Annotated in this window: 11 protein-coding genes; 4 read left to right on the top strand and 7 right to left on the bottom strand. The window is 47.6% G+C overall.

The genetic code is table 11. From position 1 onward, the window contains the following. Position 1: 1 nt before the first annotated feature. Both A1OO_RS15490 and A1OO_RS15485 read left to right on the top strand, forming a co-directional pair. The gene (locus tag A1OO_RS15490) at positions 2-1,153 is read left to right on the top strand and encodes an efflux RND transporter periplasmic adaptor subunit (RefSeq protein WP_017003568.1); all 1,152 of its coding nucleotides are present in this window, start codon (positions 2-4) and stop codon (positions 1,151-1,153) included. Then, the gene (locus A1OO_RS15485; RefSeq protein WP_016960237.1) at positions 1,153-4,221 is read left to right on the top strand and encodes an efflux RND transporter permease subunit; all 3,069 of its coding nucleotides are present in this window, start codon (positions 1,153-1,155) and stop codon (positions 4,219-4,221) included. The genes A1OO_RS15490 and A1OO_RS15485 overlap by 1 nt, the downstream gene beginning before the upstream one ends. A gap of 423 nt (positions 4,222-4,644) precedes the next feature. Here the strand turns inward: A1OO_RS15485 and nhaA are convergent, their stop codons facing one another. The 3 genes from nhaA to A1OO_RS15470 all read right to left on the bottom strand — a co-directional run bounded on the left by nhaA (position 4,645) and on the right by A1OO_RS15470 (position 7,181). Continuing rightward, a complete protein-coding gene (gene nhaA / locus A1OO_RS15480) occupies positions 4,645-5,856 on the bottom strand; it encodes a Na+/H+ antiporter NhaA (protein ID WP_026023889.1) in 1,212 nt (403 codons plus the stop codon). A gap of 132 nt (positions 5,857-5,988) precedes the next feature. Then, entirely contained in the window at positions 5,989-6,465 is a 477-nt protein-coding gene (locus A1OO_RS15475; protein WP_017003566.1) for a PaaI family thioesterase, read from the bottom strand. Positions 6,466-6,659: 194 nt separating this feature from the next. Beyond that, positions 6,660-7,181: an NUDIX hydrolase gene (locus A1OO_RS15470; RefSeq protein WP_017003565.1), complete on the bottom strand. Its 522-nt coding sequence runs from the start codon at positions 7,179-7,181 to the stop codon at positions 6,660-6,662. A gap of 233 nt (positions 7,182-7,414) precedes the next feature. Between A1OO_RS15470 and A1OO_RS15465 the strand changes: the two genes are divergently transcribed. Next, entirely contained in the window at positions 7,415-8,737 is a 1,323-nt protein-coding gene (locus A1OO_RS15465) for a DEAD/DEAH box helicase (protein ID WP_017003564.1), read from the top strand. 276 nt (positions 8,738-9,013) lie between these two features. Further along, positions 9,014-12,538 (top strand): glycosyl hydrolase, encoded by a 3,525-nt coding sequence (locus tag A1OO_RS15460; RefSeq protein WP_035008586.1) that lies wholly within the window; start codon positions 9,014-9,016, stop codon positions 12,536-12,538. 146 nt (positions 12,539-12,684) lie between these two features. Here the strand turns inward: A1OO_RS15460 and guaD are convergent, their stop codons facing one another. Genes guaD through xdhA form a run of 4 tightly spaced genes read right to left on the bottom strand, consistent with a single transcriptional unit; the run spans position 12,685 to position 18,769 of the window. Then, positions 12,685-14,010 (bottom strand): guanine deaminase, encoded by a 1,326-nt coding sequence (guaD, locus tag A1OO_RS15455; protein ID WP_017003562.1) that lies wholly within the window; start codon positions 14,008-14,010, stop codon positions 12,685-12,687. 4 nt (positions 14,011-14,014) lie between these two features. After that, complete coding sequence (gene xdhC, locus A1OO_RS15450) at positions 14,015-14,902, bottom strand: xanthine dehydrogenase accessory protein XdhC (protein ID WP_017003561.1); 888 nt, start codon at positions 14,900-14,902, stop codon at positions 14,015-14,017. 35 nt (positions 14,903-14,937) lie between these two features. Then, positions 14,938-17,325, bottom strand: coding sequence for a xanthine dehydrogenase molybdopterin binding subunit (gene xdhB / locus A1OO_RS15445; RefSeq protein ID WP_017003560.1), 2,388 nt, complete (start codon positions 17,323-17,325; stop codon positions 14,938-14,940). After that, a complete protein-coding gene (gene xdhA / locus A1OO_RS15440) occupies positions 17,315-18,769 on the bottom strand; it encodes a xanthine dehydrogenase small subunit (protein WP_017003559.1) in 1,455 nt (484 codons plus the stop codon). The genes xdhB and xdhA overlap by 11 nt, the downstream gene beginning before the upstream one ends. Positions 18,770-18,855 lie beyond the last annotated feature (86 nt).

Raw genomic sequence — 18,855 nt, 5'->3', positions numbered from 1 at the left:
AATGGAAAACAAATATAAAGAAAAACATGACTCGTCTTCCTACAGCATCCATTTTATAGGAACACCAGTGAAATATGCAGCACTGCCACTCATCGCGCTCTTCGTTTTAGCAGCGTGCACGGAGCCGCCAATTTCTTCACAAGTCCCTGTCCAAAATGTGGAAGTGCTCGAGGTTGGTGAGAATGATTCAGAAAGTAAGTTGCACTTCCCAGCCATCGCTTCAGCGGCTGATAAAGCAGCATTGTCATTTTTGGTAGCCGGAGAGGTAGATAAGATCTTTTTTAAGCCTGGCGAGTTAGTCACAAAGGGTACCGTACTCGCGACTATCGACCCAATCAATTACAAACTGGCGGCAGACAATGCGCAGGCTAAGTTCAATGTTGCAGACAGCCAGTATCGTCGCTCGAAACCGCTTGTCGAGAAAGGCTCGCTAGCTAAATCTCAGTTTGATGAGTTGGCAGCTCAACGTCAGATTGCAAAAGCCGAACTGGACATCGCAAAGCTTAAGTTGTCTTACACGTCGCTAAAAGCACCGGTTGATGGTGTCGTGAGCCGTGTTCCCGTGGAGCAATTTGAGAACGTAGCCATTGGGCAAACCATCCTGAATATCCATGACGCCACGCAAGTGGATGTGCGTCTCCAAGTTCCAGATGTCATGTTCACTCGACATGGTGATCGAACCCGTGAAGAAAATTCTCGCGAGATTAACCCAAGTGTGCAAACGGACGATGGAAAGACATATACCTCAAAGGTTAAGGAGTTTACGGCTGAGCCTGACCCCACCACAGGTTCTTTCATGGTGACTTTGACCATGCCAATGCCAGAAGACAAGTTCATTTTGGATGGTATGACCGTCGAAGTCGTGGTTAAAGAAAATGGCTTAGTTAAAGAGCGGGCAAACATTCTCGAAGTCCCACTGGAAACGCTTTTCAATGAAGATGGCGATGGATTAAACCGCGATAATAAGTTTGTGTGGGTAGTGGGTGAAGACAACCGTGTCGAAAAACGACACGTCACCGTGGGGGCGCTAACACCAACGGGAGTCTTAGTGGTAGATGGGTTGTCAAAGGGTGAAAAAGTGGTGTCTGCAGGTGTGAATAAACTGCGCGCGAAGCAGCCCGTCAATGTCTTGATGGAAGGGGACGCCAACTGATGAAACAGACTATTGCGAGTTACTTTATAAAAAATAAAGTCATTAGTTGGATGCTGACGCTGATCTTTCTTATTGGCGGTACGACGTCTTTCTTTGGCTTGGGCCAATTGGAAGATCCTGCGTTTACGCTGAAAGATGCCCTTATCGTCACAAGCTACCCCGGAGCAACGCCACAGCAAGTGGAAGAGGAAGTCACATACCCAATAGAGAAAGCGGTTCAGCAACTGGTGTATGTTGATGAAGTGACGTCCATTTCCAGTCGTGGATTGTCACAAATCACGGTGACAATGAAGAACAATTACGGACCGGATGATCTACCCCAAATCTGGGATGAAATGCGACGCAAAGTTAACGACCTTCAAGGCAGTTTTCCTCCTGGCGTGAATACGCCGCAAGTTATTGATGATTTTGGCGACGTATATGGTGTATTGCTGGCCATAACAGGTGAAGGCTACTCATCGAAAGAACTGACGGATTACGTTGATTTTCTTCGGCGAGATCTTGAGCTGGTTGATGGCGTGGCCAAGGTACAAGTTACCGGTTCCCAGCAAGAGCAAGTTTTTATCGAAATTTCGATACGGCGTCTGTCGAACTTAGGGATATCGCCACAAGTCATTTACAACCTTTTAGCGACGCAAAACGTGGTGAGTAACGCGGGCGCATTACGGGTGGGTGATGAATATATTCGTATTCATCCAACCGGCGAATTTAAAAGCGTGGATGAACTCGGTAATCTCATCATCAATGAAGCTGGCTCCAGTGGTCTGATCTACTTAAAGGATGTCGCTGATATCACCCGTGGTTATCAAGACGTACCAAGCAACTTACTTTCATACAACGGAGAAAGGGCATTAAACCTCGGCATTTCATTTGCCGAAGGGGTCAATGTTGTGGAGGTTGGAAAACGGGTCGATCGCCGTTTGGCGGAATTAAAAGAAAATCAGCCTATCGGCATTGATATCGGTGTGGTGTATGCGCAACCCGTGGAAGTGGAAACATCCGTTAACGGTTTTGTTGTGAGCCTAGCGCAAGCAGTGGCAATTGTGATCGTGGTGCTGTTGTTGTTCATGGGGCTGAGGTCGGGATTACTGATTGGCTTGATATTGCTGCTTACCGTTTTGGGTACTTTTATCTTCATGAAGTATTTCCAAATTGATTTGCAGCGCATTTCGCTTGGTGCATTGGTTATAGCGCTGGGTATGCTGGTGGATAACGCCATTGTGGTGGTGGAAGGCATACTCATTGGGTTGAAGAAAGGGCGAACCAGAATAGAAGCAGCATCTGACATTGTCACTCAGACCAAGTGGCCATTGTTGGGTGCAACCGTCATTTCTGTCACTGCCTTTGCCCCCATTGGATTGTCGAGCGATTCCACGGGTGAGTATTGCGGTACGTTATTCAGCGTATTACTCATATCGCTGATGCTCAGTTGGTTTACCGCAATTACCTTGACGCCATTTTTCGCCAACCTGTTTTTTAAAGAGCAAAGCGCCAGCGAGAGTGATGGCGAAAGTGATCCATACAACGGCGTGTTGTTTGTGGTGTATACAAAGCTTCTTGATATTTGTATGCGTCGCGCTTACCTCACCGTGTTGGTGCTTTCTGTCGCACTCGCCGTCTCTCTTTATGGTTTCACGCTGCTTAAGCAGTCGTTCTTTCCGTCTTCAACAACGCCTGTTTATATGGTGGACGTGTGGATGCCAGAAGGAACGGATATCCGTGCAACCCAAGAAACACTGTCATCATTGGAAGCATGGGTAAGTGAACAGCCTACGGTTAAATACGTATCAACGAGCACAGGTAAAGGTACGCAGCGATTTATGCTGACCTATGCACCTGAAAAAAGTTACTCAGCCTACGGTGAACTGATCGTTCGAGTGACAGACTACGATGCAGTATTACCATCTATGTCCGACGTAAGATCACACATTGATAAGGAATTCCCCGGTATTCAGTACAAGCTAAAGCGTATTGAACTTGGGCCTTCTAGCGGTTCAAAAATCGAGACTCGCATTGTCGGCTCAGATCCGAGTGTGCTGCGTTCCATTGCCGCCAAGGTAGTCGACACATTAAAAGCCGACCCTGATGTGGTGAATGTTCGTCATGATTGGAGAGAGCGAACCAAAATTCTGCAACCAGAGTTTAATGAAAGCCAAGCCCGACGTTATGGCATTACTAAAGCAGATGTTGATGACCTATTCATGATGTCGTTTTCAGGTTTGAATGTGGGTGTCTATCGCGATGGAACCACCTTGATGCCGATTGTGGCCAGGTTGCCAGAGCTTGAACGTGTGGATGTGAAAACCATTGAAGGGATAAAAATTTGGAGCCCAGTGCTCAATGACTTTATCCCACTGCAGCAGGTTATTTTGGGTTACGATTTGATTTGGGAAGACCCGCTTATTGTGCGAGAAAATCGCAAGCGTACATTAACGGTATTTGCTGATCCCGATCCGTTGAAAGATGTGACGGCGGCTACCTTGTTAAAACGTATCAAGCCAGAAATTGAAGCTATTCCACTACCTAAAGGCTACAGCATCGAATGGGGTGGAGAATATGAATCGTCGGGCGATGCGCAGGAAAGCTTGTTCACTACCATGCCTCTCGGTTATCTGTTCATGTTCTTGATTACGGTATTTCTGTTTAACTCAGTGAAGGACTCACTCATCGTCTGGTTAACCGTGCCTCTGGCTATTATTGGTGTCACGACTGGCTTGTTGGTGCTTAATACGCCGTTTGGCTTTATGGCATTGCTAGGCTTCTTGAGCTTATCGGGCATGTTGATTAAGAATGGCATTGTTTTGATTGACCAAATCAACACTGAAATGGAAAGCGGAAAAGAGCCATACACTGCCATTGTCGACGCGTCGGTGAGCCGTGTTCGTCCCGTTTGTATGGCAGCTATCACCACGGTACTTGGCATGTTGCCACTCTTGCCTGATGTGTTTTTTAAACCAATGGCTGTAACCATCATGTTCGGGTTGGGTTTTGCCACAGTACTGACTTTGATTGTGGTTCCGGTGCTTTATCGAATCTTCTATAGAGTGAAGTATTTCGCTGCTGACTAAGTAACATTCACCGTCAAAAGGTCTGTATATTGCAGGCCTTTTTCATGTCTATTATTTGCCGAAAATCACAAAGAAAAATTGCATGAAAAACAGCATCTATTTCTGGACTATATTAATTCCTTTAATATCAATGGCTTTTGTTCATTTTCGGCATGTGGATAAATGATTTTTTATCCACAGAAACAGTTGATAACTAGGTAGGTTTCCTCTTTGAACACTGCTGTGATGCGGCTTCTATAAATGTCAATAGTTGGGCTTTGGTGGGGTAAAAACACGCCAGAAAACTTGCAGAACTTCTGACTTATGACAGTCAAAAAAAGGGGAGAAAATGCGTGACATTTTTGTGTCTACAAGTGAGGTGGAAATCATTTACCAGTGAATGAGAAGTCGCGTTCTAGTTGTTAATGTCCATTTAGAAAGGCGCTACTTTTGCTCTGCTTCAATCTCGTCAGCGTTCGGTTTTGGTTGTAACTGCAAAGCATATTTCAATGCCAGATAACCCAAGACCGCAGCCAATATCGATCCAATAAAAATAGAAATACGAGACAAGTCGACCAATGCGTGATTATCGACGCCAGGGAAGGCCAGAGTGGTGATGAATATCGACATGGTGAAACCAATGCCGCATAAGATAGATGACGCCATGATGTGCGCAAACTGAACACCCTTTGGCAAGCTGGCTATCCCTAACTTGATTGATGCATAGCAGGTGATGGAAATCCCTACAGGCTTGCCTAACAGCAATCCGAGAATAATACCCAGAGGGAGGGGGTCAGATATCATGCCCATGTTGAAGTTTTCCATTGGAACGCCCGAGTTGGCAAATGCAAACAGCGGCAGTATAACGAAGCTACTCCATGGGTGGATGCCATGCTCAAGATAACGCAAAGGGCTTCTGATGCGGTGATGTTTAATTTTTAGTGGAACGGCAAAGCCCAGAATAACGCCCGCCACAGTGGCGTGTACGCCTGATTTAAGTACCGCGACCCAAAGAATCGCACCAACCAATAAATATCCCGTCAATCGAGCAACGCCTTTTGCATTCATGTAGAACAAAGTGGCAGAAGCTAAAACGGCAATGGACAGTGCTAGCAAAGACAAATCACTGCTAAAAAACAGTGCAATAATGATCACCGCGCCAAGATCGTCGATCACCGCCAATGCAAGTAGGAACACTTTTAAACTCACAGGAACGCGTTTTCCAAACAACGCCAATACACCCAATGTAAAAGCGATATCTGTAGCGGCAGGTATTGCCCAGCCTCCCAATGCTTGTGGGTCGTTTGCGTTAAACAAAACAAAAATAAGCACCGGAAAAACCATTCCGCCAACAGCCGCGATCAAAGGGAACATGGCTCTAGATCGAGTGCGCAGTGCGCCTTGTATTAACTCACGCTTTACTTCCAAGCCAATAAGCAAAAAGAAAATGGCCATCAAACCATCATTGATCCAAAGTAATAAATTTTTCTCGATATCTAGCGAACCTACTTTGAAGTGAATAGGCGTATCGAGAAGGGCGAGGTAATAGGGAGCAAGGGCGGAATTAGCAATAATGAGTGCTAAAAAAGCGGAGGCAATAAGGATGATGCCGGGCGCTGTATCGAGTTGGAAAAAGTCGCTTATTTTTTTGCCCAAAACAGACTCCGCTAAATTCGCTTTAATACTTAAGTCTAATAACGAAAACAATAAAAGGGCAAAGAAATAGTTATTTCATTTTAGAGACTTATTGAATTTTTTTAGCGTATCCAGCAAAGTGGTGTGAAAAATTCAGTTTATTGCTTTTACTGACAATGTTAAATCAAAGATCGCCATCGGTTCATCACCATGTAAGGAAGGGCATGTTGCCGTGATTCTGACGGGTTGATTGACACGCTCGCCGCTTGATATTGTCTGATCTAGCATCTGATCGATGAGTTTTCCGTCGTCACATGTGAAAATCACATCAGCCTCTGGACGCTTTAGGAACTCAGCGGTCACTGATTTGAATGCAAGTGATATTGTCTTGCCTCGAGACTCAGATTTACTCATCGCCATAAAACCGCCAGCCACATCAGCACCTACCGCTAAAACGCCGAAATACATACTGTTCAGGTGATTTTTGTTTCTTCGCTTGAGTGGAATTCGAATTTGAACGCGCTCTTCGTTGAGCACAAGAATTTTAGGGCGGCAATACCAAATTAAAGGAACTTTGAAGAATCCGAATAGTTTTAGCATTCGGTTAGCATGGGCAAGAGTCTGTTTCATTGTTCTTCCTTGAGTTGAAATTGCTTCACTCACGTTAATTGTTCAACTGGTCGGATGTCAATGTTAACACTTTGTTTAAAAGGCACGTTGTGATCGACGTGCCGATTACCTTAGCCATGTGAGGTGGCGTAGGTCGAAGGGAAAGGTAGTCAGCGTTGATACAAAAAAGCAAAGAGACACTGGACTAGGAATTATCAGCGTATCAGCCCTAAAAGTTGAGCGCGGCAAAATGCCACAATGGTTTTGCTATCTTGAATGTCGTTGTTGGCTATCATACGAGCCACTTCATCAACAGGGAAATGCACCACTTCAAGCACTTCGTCGTCGTCCAGTTCGCCTTCACAGTCTGAAACCTGTTTTGCCACATACAAATACTGGGTTTCATCGCAAAATCCAGGAGCAGGCAGTGATTCGCCAATCTTGTGCCACTCAGAGGCTGCTAATTGCACTTCTTCGGCAAGTTCACGTTTTGCACACACATCAGGTGATTCGTTTAATTCCATGGTGCCTGCGGGAAACTCGTAAATCCAACGATCGATAGATGGACGGTATTGGTGAATCATGACCAATTTACCGTCATTCGCCACTGGCAGGATAAGCACGGCACCAGGATGGGTAAGGGTGATGTGCGAGGTCACTAATCCGTTTGGAAAAGTGTGTTCGCGTTCTTCAAGCGTAAAGCGTTTCCAAGCATATAGTGGGCTGGATGTTGGCATTAATTGGTTTCTCGGTATGACTAGTTTGACCCCCACGCTACCTGTCAAAAAGAGAAATACCGATGGATAGATGCTGGTTGTCGGTGAAAGTGTGATCACGCACAATAAAAATGTGTGGTAATGAAGAAATATGATAAGATCCGCGCCTATTTCTGTGGGGCGTCACTTTGCGTTGATAAGTATAACGAATACGCAGTAACGGCCTGTATATAAAGAAACATTGGAGTATCACCTTGCAATTTGAAGACCTGGGTTTAGACAAGCGCCTGCTAAAAACAATTGAACACTGGGGATTTGATTCCGCGACAGATGTTCAGGCATCCGCCATTCCTGTTGTAAATGCAGGGAAAGATTTGTTGGCGTCGTCTAAAACGGGCTCAGGTAAAACACTGGCCTTCTTGCTCCCAGCGATGCAGCGCGTGATGCGCGTCAAGGCGTTAACCCGCCGTGATCCACGTGTTGTTGTGCTTGCACCTACTCGTGAATTGGCAAAACAAGTATATGGTGAGCTGCGTAAATTGATTGCGGGCACACAATACAAAGCCGTGTTGATCCTTGGTGGTGAGAACTTCAATGATCAAGCGAAAGAATTTCGTAAAGACCCAGTGTTCGTGGTTGCGACCCCTGGTCGTCTTGCTGACCACCTTGAGCATCGTCATCTAAGCCTAGAAGGTTTGGAAATGTTGATCCTTGATGAAGCCGACCGCATGTTGGATTTGGGCTTTGCACCCCAGCTTAAAGCGATTAACGATGCAGCGGGTCACCGTCGTCGTCAAACGCTGATGTTCTCTGCAACGCTTGATCATCGCCAAGTCAATGACATTGCCGCTGACATGTTGAATGAACCAAAGCGCGTAGCGATTGGTTTTGTTAACGAAGAACACAAAGATATCGAGCAGCGCTTCTATCTATGTGACCACCTAGATCACAAGCAAGCATTGCTGGATCGCGTGTTAGCAGAAGAAGAATATCAACAGCTAATGGTATTTACTGCAACGCGAGCAGATACTGAACGTTTGGCAAACATGTTTGTAGAGCGTGGCATCAAGGCTGTTGCACTGAGCGGCGAGATGAGCCAAAGTGCGCGTAACCGCATCATGAATGAGTTTGAGCGCGGCTTGCATCGAGTGTTGGTCACAACAGATCTGGCATCGCGTGGCTTGGACATTTCAAACGTTTCGCATGTTGTGAACTTTGATATGCCTAAGCACTCCGAAGAATATGTTCACCGTATTGGCCGTACAGGTCGTGCTGGTAATAAAGGTATCGCGATTTCTTTCGTTGGCCCGAAAGACTGGAACAGCTTCAAAAGCATTGAAGGCTTCCTTGACAAGAAAATGACCTTTGCGACCTTTGAAGGGTTGGAAGGTAAGTTTAAAGGTCTGGTGCCTCAACGTAAGAAAGCGTTTAGTAAGAAACCGACACAAGCGAAGAAAACCAATAAGCCAACCTCTAAAAAAGCAGCACCGAAGAAGCGCAATAAAAGCTTCTATCAAGGTGTGTCTGTGGGTGAAGATGTCTTTATGGTTAAGAAGAAAAAGCCCGTCGAAGAGTAATCGTCGATTGAATAAGAAAGCGCCTTTGTTAAGGCGCTTTTTTTGTGGTTAATTTTTGTGTTTGGGATTGTAGATATCCCTTGCCTGTCTCACTTAAGGTTCGGATGGTTCATATGTCGTGAGTGAGCAATAAATGCGACGACAACACTTAATTTGTGATGAACCAATGTCCATTGAATATCCGGCATCTATATAATCCACGAAAAGAAAGCGCTTTCAAAATTGCTTATGGAGCATTAGAAAGTGGTTGGATTCTTAGCGAATGGATGTATCCCTTTGAGTAATTTCAGAATTTTCACCTACCTTTGTCTATCATTTTTATTATCTGCCTGCGGCGGAGGTAGCGATGGTGACGAAACCAATTCAGAAACGACGATCACATACGTGTTAAGTGTGGTGTTAACTGATCAGGATTCGAATCAAGCGGTCTCCAATGCCATCGTCGATGTATCAGGCAACACCCACCGCACCGATACTTCGGGCAAAGCGTTATTCTCGCTTCCTAGTGGCAACTACATACTTGCTATCTCACACAATGATTTTGGCAATTTAGTGCGTAACGTCACCGTGGGTGGTGAGGATAGTGCACTAGATATTGAGCTCAAGAAAACGACCACCACTGACGGTTTGGAGTCTGGGTCAGGCGGCTCTGATGGCGGGGGAGAAAACACCGACAGCGGTGATGGCACAGACAGCGGTGATGGCACAGACAGTGGCGATGGCACCGACAGCGGTGATGGCACAGACAGTGGCGATGGCACAGACAGCGGTGATGGCACAGACAGTGGTGATGGCACAGACGGCGGTGATGGCACAGACGGTGGCGATGGCACAGACAGCGGTGATGGCACAGACGGTGGCGATGGCACAGACGGCGGTGATGGCACCCCCGAAAATACCAATGGTTATGTTTTCCATTCAGAGAATGCTGATTCATTCGATTTTGCTGAATCTGCTGTCTCTTGGGGTTCAAATTCAACGATCAATAAAACCCCCTCAGACACCACCTATGAGCGCGCCATTCAGGTAACAAGCGGCACGGGATATGGCGTTCCTTATGCTGAACTTGCGTGGGGCAATCGAAATCCAGCAAAGGCTATTGATGCGTCGGCGTATAACCAACTTCGTTTTAAAGTGAAGAGTACTTTTGCGGCTCAAGTTGAAGTGTCCATTCAGGGCGTAAATAGCACCGAAGATAAAAAGCCTTATGCGATTAATACCGGCACAGCACTCAGCAATGGCTGGATTGAGATGCAGGTTCCGTTTCCAGCATTCGCCGATTTAACGTGGATTGGCCTTCAATTTTCAGGGAGTGGCACAGTGCTGGTGGCAGATGTGTATCTGGTTGAAGATGAAAATGCTGGAAACGGCAGCACCTATAATGGTGACTATGTCATCACACCGTATGGCGCTGGCAGCATTTCAGATACGTTTAATCCTGAAGGCTATGGCTGTGCCGAAGATCATGGCTTTTGGGTATTTAACGCAGGTGTTGTGAAACCTGGCGTAGAATCTTGCTCAAACATTGGTACGCCAACTCAAATATTTCCTCAGCTTGTTCCCGAACTCTCAGATCAACCTGTGCCCACACACAAATGGTGGGGCTCAGTGTCTTTCTTAGGGGAAATGCGTATTGGCGACCCCAACGGCGCAGGGTACATCACACCGGATCCTGTTAGTGCACGTATTTCTGAGCGCGGTTTTAGAATGCTTGGTATCCCCAGTGGGCTACGAGGTGCGGTTGATAAGTTTGAATACACAGTGCCAGCGCCGTTCGATGAAGTCTTTGATGGTATTGCCATCGCCAACTCGCAGTTTAGCGACATGGAAGGCTACCTAAAAGATCACAGCGATGGCGCAATGACCGTGGAATGGCGAAATGGTACGACGCCAATTATGGAGGCCACCTTTGTACATGGCTCGCCTTATGTGTATGTGAAAGCGTTTCATGGCGACATAGTGCTGAAAACCCTGAGGTCGAACAGCGGTGAAAAAGGCACGTTTGCAGATTCAAACAACATGCTGGGGATCTGGACTAGCATAGCGGGAAACCGCACTAACTTTTTGGTTGTGGGCGAGGGTGCAACCACCTTCACCGGGAAAACGAGCAATCGAATTACCGTTATAAACAGCGCGAAAGAAGCGACCATTACATTGTTACCGGGCACTGCTGTGCCAAGTAATGCCGTTAGTAATGAGTTTGCTGCGTTGGCACGTCAAGTTGTCCGTAACGTAGAAATTGATTACGAAGTTAACCGTGCCAATAACCAAGTAACAGTGACGCATAGCTATCTTAATGCCAGTGGCAGCCCGATTGAAACATTGGCGGGTTTGCATCCAATGCATTGGAAGAACAGCAATGCGCCAACGACCGATCATAAAATGCGCAGTGCGCGTGGCGTGATCAAGTTCAGCCAAACCAATGCGTTTTCTTACACCATGCCATTTGTTGGTGTCTTGCCGACGCTTCCGAGCACGGTTGGGGACGTTAACGACACAACATTACGCAGCTTGGTGACGGAATATGTCAACAAAGGCTCGAATGGATGGAACCCATACACAGACACCTATTGGTCAGGTAAGAGTTACGGTAAAGCGGCGGAAGTGATTGCCATTGCCCGTTCTATTGGTATGGAAACAGAAGCTAACACCCTGACGGTATGGTTGAAATCTGAACTGGAAGATTGGTTTAGTGCAGACACCAACGGTGGCTTGGACACGGTAAGGTATTTCGTTTACGACGAAACTTGGACAACCTTATTGGGCGTTGAAGAGTCGTTCGGTACGCACCAACAACTCAACGATCACCATTTCCATTACGGCTACTTCGTGCGTGCCGCTGCGGAAATTTGTCGCACTGATAAATCGTGGTGTGGCGCGGATCAGTACGGCCCTATGGTTGAGTTATTGATCCGTGATTACGCAGCGAGCAAAGGGGATGATATGTTCCCGTACCTTCGAAATTTCGACCCTGCGAATGGCTTCTCATGGGCGTCAGGTCACGCTAACTTTGCACTGGGCAACAACAACGAATCGACATCAGAAGCGGCCAACTCATACGGTGCTATCGTGCTATACGGCATGATCACGGGCGACCAAGATCTCGTTGATAAAGGCATGTATTTGCATGCTTCATCAAGTGCTGCGTATTGGGAATATTGGAACAACCTTGATGGATATCGTAATCGCTCACCGCTTTATCCAAACAAAGGGGACGATTACGATAACTTCCCGCCGGGATACGACAAGATCACAACGTCAATTATCTGGGGGACGGGCGGTGTTTTTTCTACCTGGTTCAGTGGCGCTTACGCGCATATCCTTGGCATACAAGGGCTGCCGCTCAATCCATTGGTTTTCCACGTTGGCCTCCACGCTGACTACATGGAAGATTATGTTGAACTTGGCTTAACCGAGTCCAGCAATGGAAAAGCGTCGGGTTTGCAAGACGGTCATTGGCGAGATATCTGGTGGAACCTATGGGCAATGACAGATGCAGATGCTGCGATTGCAGATTATGAAACGCGAGGCTCGAACTATGTCACTGAAGAAGGTGAATCGAAAGCGCATACCTACCATTGGATACATACATGGAAGGCGCTAGGGCATCTGATGACGGGAACAGGAGCGTTAACGGCCGACTCCCCAACAGCAGTAGCGTTCAAGAAAGGCGATACGCTAACGTATATGGCTTATAACTATGAGAGTACGACGCAACAGGTTCAGTTTAGTGATGGTGTAGTACTTACGGTTCAACCGAACAGTTTCGGTATTCGCACAACAACAGCTAACGGCAACTAGAGTCACTCTTGGTTTCGTTCCATTGAACTCAGCGGAATTGATTCTGCTGAGTTTTTAATGGCAATCAGGAGGAGGCTTTGGCCGAAAGGCTAAGTGTCTCAGCGTAGACATGAGACAGATTCTTCGTTAATGGGATATGAGAAATTCTACCTGTTATTGACGGGATACACGGATTGCCCATAAGAGTATGTATCAAATACGGCGCGATCATCGCCCAGTGTCATGAGCACAAACAGTTTGTCTTCCAATGATTCCGCGTGCTCCATTCTAAACTTCATCAGTTGAGTTGCATGAAGATCGATAATAACAAAGTCCGCTTCTTTCCCAACCTCTAAGTTACCAATGTCGTTATCCAATGAGAGTGCTTTTGCTCCGCCCAACGTGGCTTGATACAACGATTTTAGTGGGTGCAGTTTCTCGCCTTGCAGTTGCATCACCTTATAGGCTTCGCTCATGGTTTGAAGCAGTGAAAAACTGGTGCCTGCACCGACATCTGTCCCCATGCCTACTTTAATTCCGCTTTGTTCCATTTTCGACAAAGGGAACAAGCCCGAGCCTAAAAACAAGTTCGACGTGGGGCAGAACGCAATCGCTGAATCGGTTTCTGCCAGTCTTGCGCACTCTTGCTCGCACAAATGAATGCCGTGGGCAAACACTGAGCGATTCGAGAGCAAACCGTGTGAGTCGTAAACATCCAAATAGTTTTTGCTGTCTGGAAATAACTCCGCCACCCATTCTATCTCTTTCGGGTTTTCAGACAGATGTGTGTGCAGGTAAACATCGGGATATTCTTGGCGCAGTTTTCCGGCTAATCGAAGCTGTTCAGACGAACTGGTCGGCGCAAAACGTGGCGTGATAGCGTAATGAAGTCGACCTTTGTTGTGCCACTTTTCTATCAGCGCTTTGCTGTCGGCGTAACCAGACTCGGGTGTGTCGGTCAGATCGTCCGGCGCATTTCTGTCCATCAACACTTTTCCCGCGATCATGCGCAGGTTGCGCTTCTCTGCCTCTTGAAAAAATACATCAACAGAGGATTTATGCACAGTGCCAAACACGAGTGCAGTGGTGGTGCCGTTTCGCGCCAGTTCATCAAGAAAATGCACCGCGACATCTCGCGCATAGTCATCGTCTTCAAAGCGCCTTTCTTCAGGGAAGGTATAGTTGTTCAGCCAATCGATCAGTTGATCGCCATAGGCAGCAATCATACCCGTCTGCGGGTAGTGAATATGGGTGTCGATAAATCCCGGCATGATTAATTTGCCGTCAAGCTCGACAACTTCAATACTGGCATCAAGCATTGGAAGGATATCCTCTGCATGACCGACGTTAACAATGTGACCGTCGGCGACAAGCAGCATACCGTCTTCAAAATATTGGTATGAATCTTCCAAACCCACGTCCGTTGGGTTGGCAAGACTGTGTAAAATAGCAGCGCGAAAGGCTCTTGTAGGATGAGCTTTTGGGTCTTTCATTCCTTTATGCCCTTATTTTCTCGTTATTTTTATTGTTTTGGTTTTCGCTTGGTTGTGTATTCAGAATAGAGAGTTTTTCTGCCCGTTTCTGTGGCGTATGCTCCCGTTTGCTAGAGATGTATTCACCTTGGTAGCAGGCGATAAGCTCGCCCGCGACGGAAACGGCGATTTCTGCGGGGTGTTTACCTTTTACCGCCTCGATACCGATAGGGCAGATCATGGTATTGATGGCGTCATCGTTAAATCCACGTTCTTTTAAGCGATAATCAAAACGTTTGCGCTTAGACAGTGAGCCAATCAAACCGAAGTAGCGGCTGTCTCCGCGTTTGAGGATGGCGCGAGAGAGATCAAAATCCAGCTGGTGGTTATGGGTCAGCACCAGATACATGCTGTTGGCTGGCAGGCTAGCCACCTCCCCGACGGGGTCGTCCGTTAATCGCATTTCAACGTTGTCAGGAATTTGAGCGGGAAATTGCGCTTCACGCTCATCAATCCATATCACCTTGAATGGCAGGGTGGCGAGAACATGAACCAGTGCTTTGGCAACATGGCCAGCACCGAAAAGAGCCAGTATATGTCGTTGTTGTCCAATGGGTTCGAAGCTCAGTGTGACAATGCCACCGCAGCATTGCCCCAGCCTTGCGCCTAGATTGAACCGCTCGATTTTCATCTCGCTATCACCGTGCGTTAGCATCTCTTGCGCGGCTTTCATTGCAACATGCTCAAGATGCCCGCCACCAATGGTGGCAATGACTTCGTTTTCCGTCACCAGCATTTTCGTGCCTGCGCCACGTGGCACAGAGCCCTTGTCTTCGAGTACTGTAACCATCACACAAGGTGTGCCTTTGGCTTCAAAGTCAGCCAGTGCCTGGATCCAATTGTCTTTAAACATCACTGTTCTCCAATCCATGGTTCTGGGTTATCTGCTTAGAGCGAAAAATCCGCGGCAGATTTACCTTTGCGAGCCTGTTTGATGGTGTGATAAACCTGCTCGGGTGTGGCGGGGGAAGGAAGGTGTGGGATCTCCCCGTCTTCAGCAACACTCATAATGGCATCGCGAATCGCGCTCCATACCGAAATGGCTAACATGAATGGGGGTTCGCCCACGGCTTTGGAGTGGAAAACCGTGTCTTCTGGGTTAGTGCGGTTTTCGACCAAACGCGTGTTGAAGATTTCCGGCGTGTCAGCGACAGCTGGGATCTTGTAACTTGCCGGGCCTGCAGTCATCAGCTGGCCTTTGTCGTTCCAGACCAATTCTTCCGTTGTCAGCCATCCCATGCCTTGAATAAATCCACCTTCAACCTGACCGACATCTATCGCTGGGTTAAGTGATGCCCCCACGTCGTGAAGAATGTCAGCACGGAGCACTTTGTATTCCCCTGTTAGCGTATCAATAATCACTTCAGAGCAAGACACGCCATAAGCAAAATAATAGAAGGGACGTCCACGGGCTTTTTCGTGATCGTAAAAGATTTTCGGTGTGCGATAAAAACCAGACGCCGCCAGTGAGATTTGGTTAAACCAGCAAAGCTCAGTGAAATCGGCAAAAGTCATCGTCTTTTTGTCGCCAACGGAAACTATGCCATTACTGAAAACCACAGCCTCTGGTGAAACATCGAAATGCGACGAGGCGAAACTCACCATGCGCTCTTTAATCATCAACGCAGCATTCTGTGCCGCTTTACCGTTAAGATCTGTTCCTGAAGAGGCCGCTGTGGGCGAAGCGTTTGGCACCTTTTCAGTATTGGTAGCGGTCACTTGAATCGTGCTGATATCAACGCTGAAGGTTTCGGCGACGATTTGTGCCACTTTGGTGTTCAAACCTTGGCCCATTTCTGTGCCACCGTGGTTCAGGCTAATACTGCCATCGGTATACACGGTCACAAGTGCGCCAGCTTGATTCAGGAAGGTCGCCGTAAAAGAGATCCCAAACTTCACAGGCGTGATGGAAATGCCTTTTTTTAGGATCGGGCTACTCGCGTTGAAATCAGCAATGGCTTTTCGTCTTGCTTGATAGTCGCACTCTGATTCCAAGTCTGTGGTCATTTCGTGGATAAAGTTATCTTCCACTTTCTGGTAGTAGTGGGTTTCATCACGGCCTTCGCCTTCTGCGCCGTAGTAGTTGGCTTTGCGTACATCGAGCGGATCTTTGCCGAGATGGTAAGCGATGGTGTCCATCACGTGTTCAATGGTCATCATCCCTTGAGGGCCACCGAATCCCCGATAAGCCGTGTTTGATGCGGTGTTGGTTTTCACGCAATGCCCTGTGACAGTGGCATTGCCAAGAAAATACGCGTTGTCTGAGTGGAACATGGCGCGATCGACAATCGAGCGAGATAAATCCGGGGAATGCCCAGCATTACCGGACACCACAATATCGATTCCCTCAATCAAACCATTGTTATCAAAACCGACTTTGTACTGATTAAAGAAAGGGTGACGTTTACCTGTCATCATCATGTCTTCACGACGAGGTAGTCGGAACTTCACCGGTTGACCAGTTTGAATGGCGAAAACCGCTGCGATACAGGCAGGGCCAGCAGCTTGTGTCTCTTTACCACCAAATCCACCCCCCATTCGGCGCATATCAATCAGCACGTTGTGCATAGGAACACCAAGAACCGATGACACAAGCTTTTGCACTTCAGTCGGGTTTTGGGTGGAGCAATAGACAATCACGCCACCATCTTCGGTCGGAACGACACTAGAAACCTGCGTTTCTAAGTAGAAATGTTCTTGACCACCAATGTGTAGCGATCCTTCTAAGACGTGATCAGCGTTGGCGATGGCAGCGGCAGAATCACCACGTTTTTGAGTGTGGCTGTCAGTCACAAACAGTTCTTGTGCCAATGCTTCTTCAACATCTAGCGCGGCAGGCAAGCGTTCGTATTCAACAATGGCGGCTTCCGCACCTTTGCGGGCGTTGTCGAGACTGTCTGCGGCAACGGCGATGACGGGTTGGCCGACATAAACGACTTTACCGTCAGCCAGCATTGGGTCGCCGGGGAGAAGAGGACCAATATCCAACTCGCCTGGTACATCTTTTGAAGTGATCACCGAACGCACACCTGGCACGTTATAACAGGGCGTCACATCCAATTTGGTGATGTTGGCATGCGCATGGGGACTCATCAGCGCATAAACGTGGAGCTGATTGGGAAATTCGCCGCGGTCATCAATATACAGTGCTTCACCGGAAACCTGTTTCTCAGCACTTTCATGCTTTACGGATTTGCCGACACCTGTCATTAGTCCGGCTTTGGCCTGCGTGGTCATTTCTTCCATTGTCATGGAGGGGGTTGTTTTACGAGACATAGTGAATCACCCTCGTTTCAATCATTTTGCCGCCAGATGAATAGTTCAACTCGGTGTACAGTCGATAAAGCAGGTTCGCTGCCGTTTCAGCGCGATATTCTTTGGTCGCTCTGAAGTCAGAAATGGGAGAAAAGTCATCGGCTATCGCAGTCATGGCGGCTTGCACTGTACTTAAAGAAAGCGGTTTGCCGACTAATGCCTGTTCGCACTTAACGGCCCGAGCCGGAATGGCTGCCATTCCACCAAACGCCATGCGTGCTTCTGTGACAGTGTCACTGTTGAATTTCAGGCGGAATGCAGCACATACCGCCGAGATATCATCATCAAAGCGTTTGGAGATTTTGTATGCTTTGAATACTTGGTCTGGCAACGGTTTGGGTACACGAATCGTCTGAATAAACTCAGAGGTTTGCAGCGCAGTGACTTTGTAGTCTTTGAAGAAATCTTCCAACGCGATCTCACGTGCTGTTTCTCCCCGTCTAAGCGTGATTGTCGCACCTAGCGCTATTAACAACGGTGGCCCATCACCAATCGGCGAAGCATTGGCAATATTGCCGCCAATTGTGCCTTGGTTGCGGATTTGCAGAGAAGCAAAACGCTGGATCAGTGCGCCGAAATCAGGGTAGTGAGGTTCGAGCACGCGATACACATCCGTTAACGGGACATTGGCGCCGATTTCGATGTGCGTGTCAGTCTCGTTCACGGTTTTGATGTCATCGACATGGCCGAGGTAAATCAGCTTATCAATGTCACGATGAAATTGCGTGACTTCCAACGCCAGGTCAGTGCCACCTGCTAACAGTTTGGCATTGGGGTGTGCCATCAAGGTTTTGGCAAGTTCGTCACTGTTCGTCGGGGTAAAAGCCGTCTTGCCATCAGCATGGTGTTCAAGTTCGGGTTCACCAATCGCATTGAGCTTTTCGACGGTCTCTCGCTCGTAATCGGAGAACTGATCGCGGATAGGCGCTTCTTGACTGAGTGATAACGCCGCTTCAACGATAGGGCGATAACCCGTGCAACGACAAAGATTGCCAGCGAGCGCTTCATAGGTATCTTCTTTATCGGCGTTCGGTGTGTTTTTGGTGAGTGCGAACATCGACATGATAAAACCGGGGGTGCAGAAGCCGCATTGGCTGCCGTGAAAATCGACAATGGCTTTCTGTACGGGATGAAGCGCCTCTTTCGTTCGAAGATCTTCCACGGTAATAAGCTGTTTTCCGTGAAGTGCCGAAACAAAGGTGAGGCAGGCGTTCAGGCTGCGGTATTCAAGCTTGCAATCTACCACCTCACCCAACACGACGGTGCATGCACCGCAATCACCGGAGCCACATCCTTCCTTGGTACCTGTCTTGCGCACATGTTCGCGAAGGTAATTCAATACAGTCAGGTTGGGAGAAATATCCTTTTCTTCCTGCAAGGTTTGATTTAAGAGAAAACGGATCACACTGCCTCCATGACGCTTTCGAATCCATTGTCTATAAACTAGTCATTTCTGACCGATGGGTCAACTTTTCGTTAACAAGTTTGATC

Source organism: Enterovibrio norvegicus FF-33, assembly GCF_000286835.2.
Lineage (GTDB): Bacteria > Pseudomonadota > Gammaproteobacteria > Enterobacterales > Vibrionaceae > Enterovibrio > Enterovibrio norvegicus_A.
This window is presented reverse-complemented; position numbering and strand designations above follow the sequence as displayed.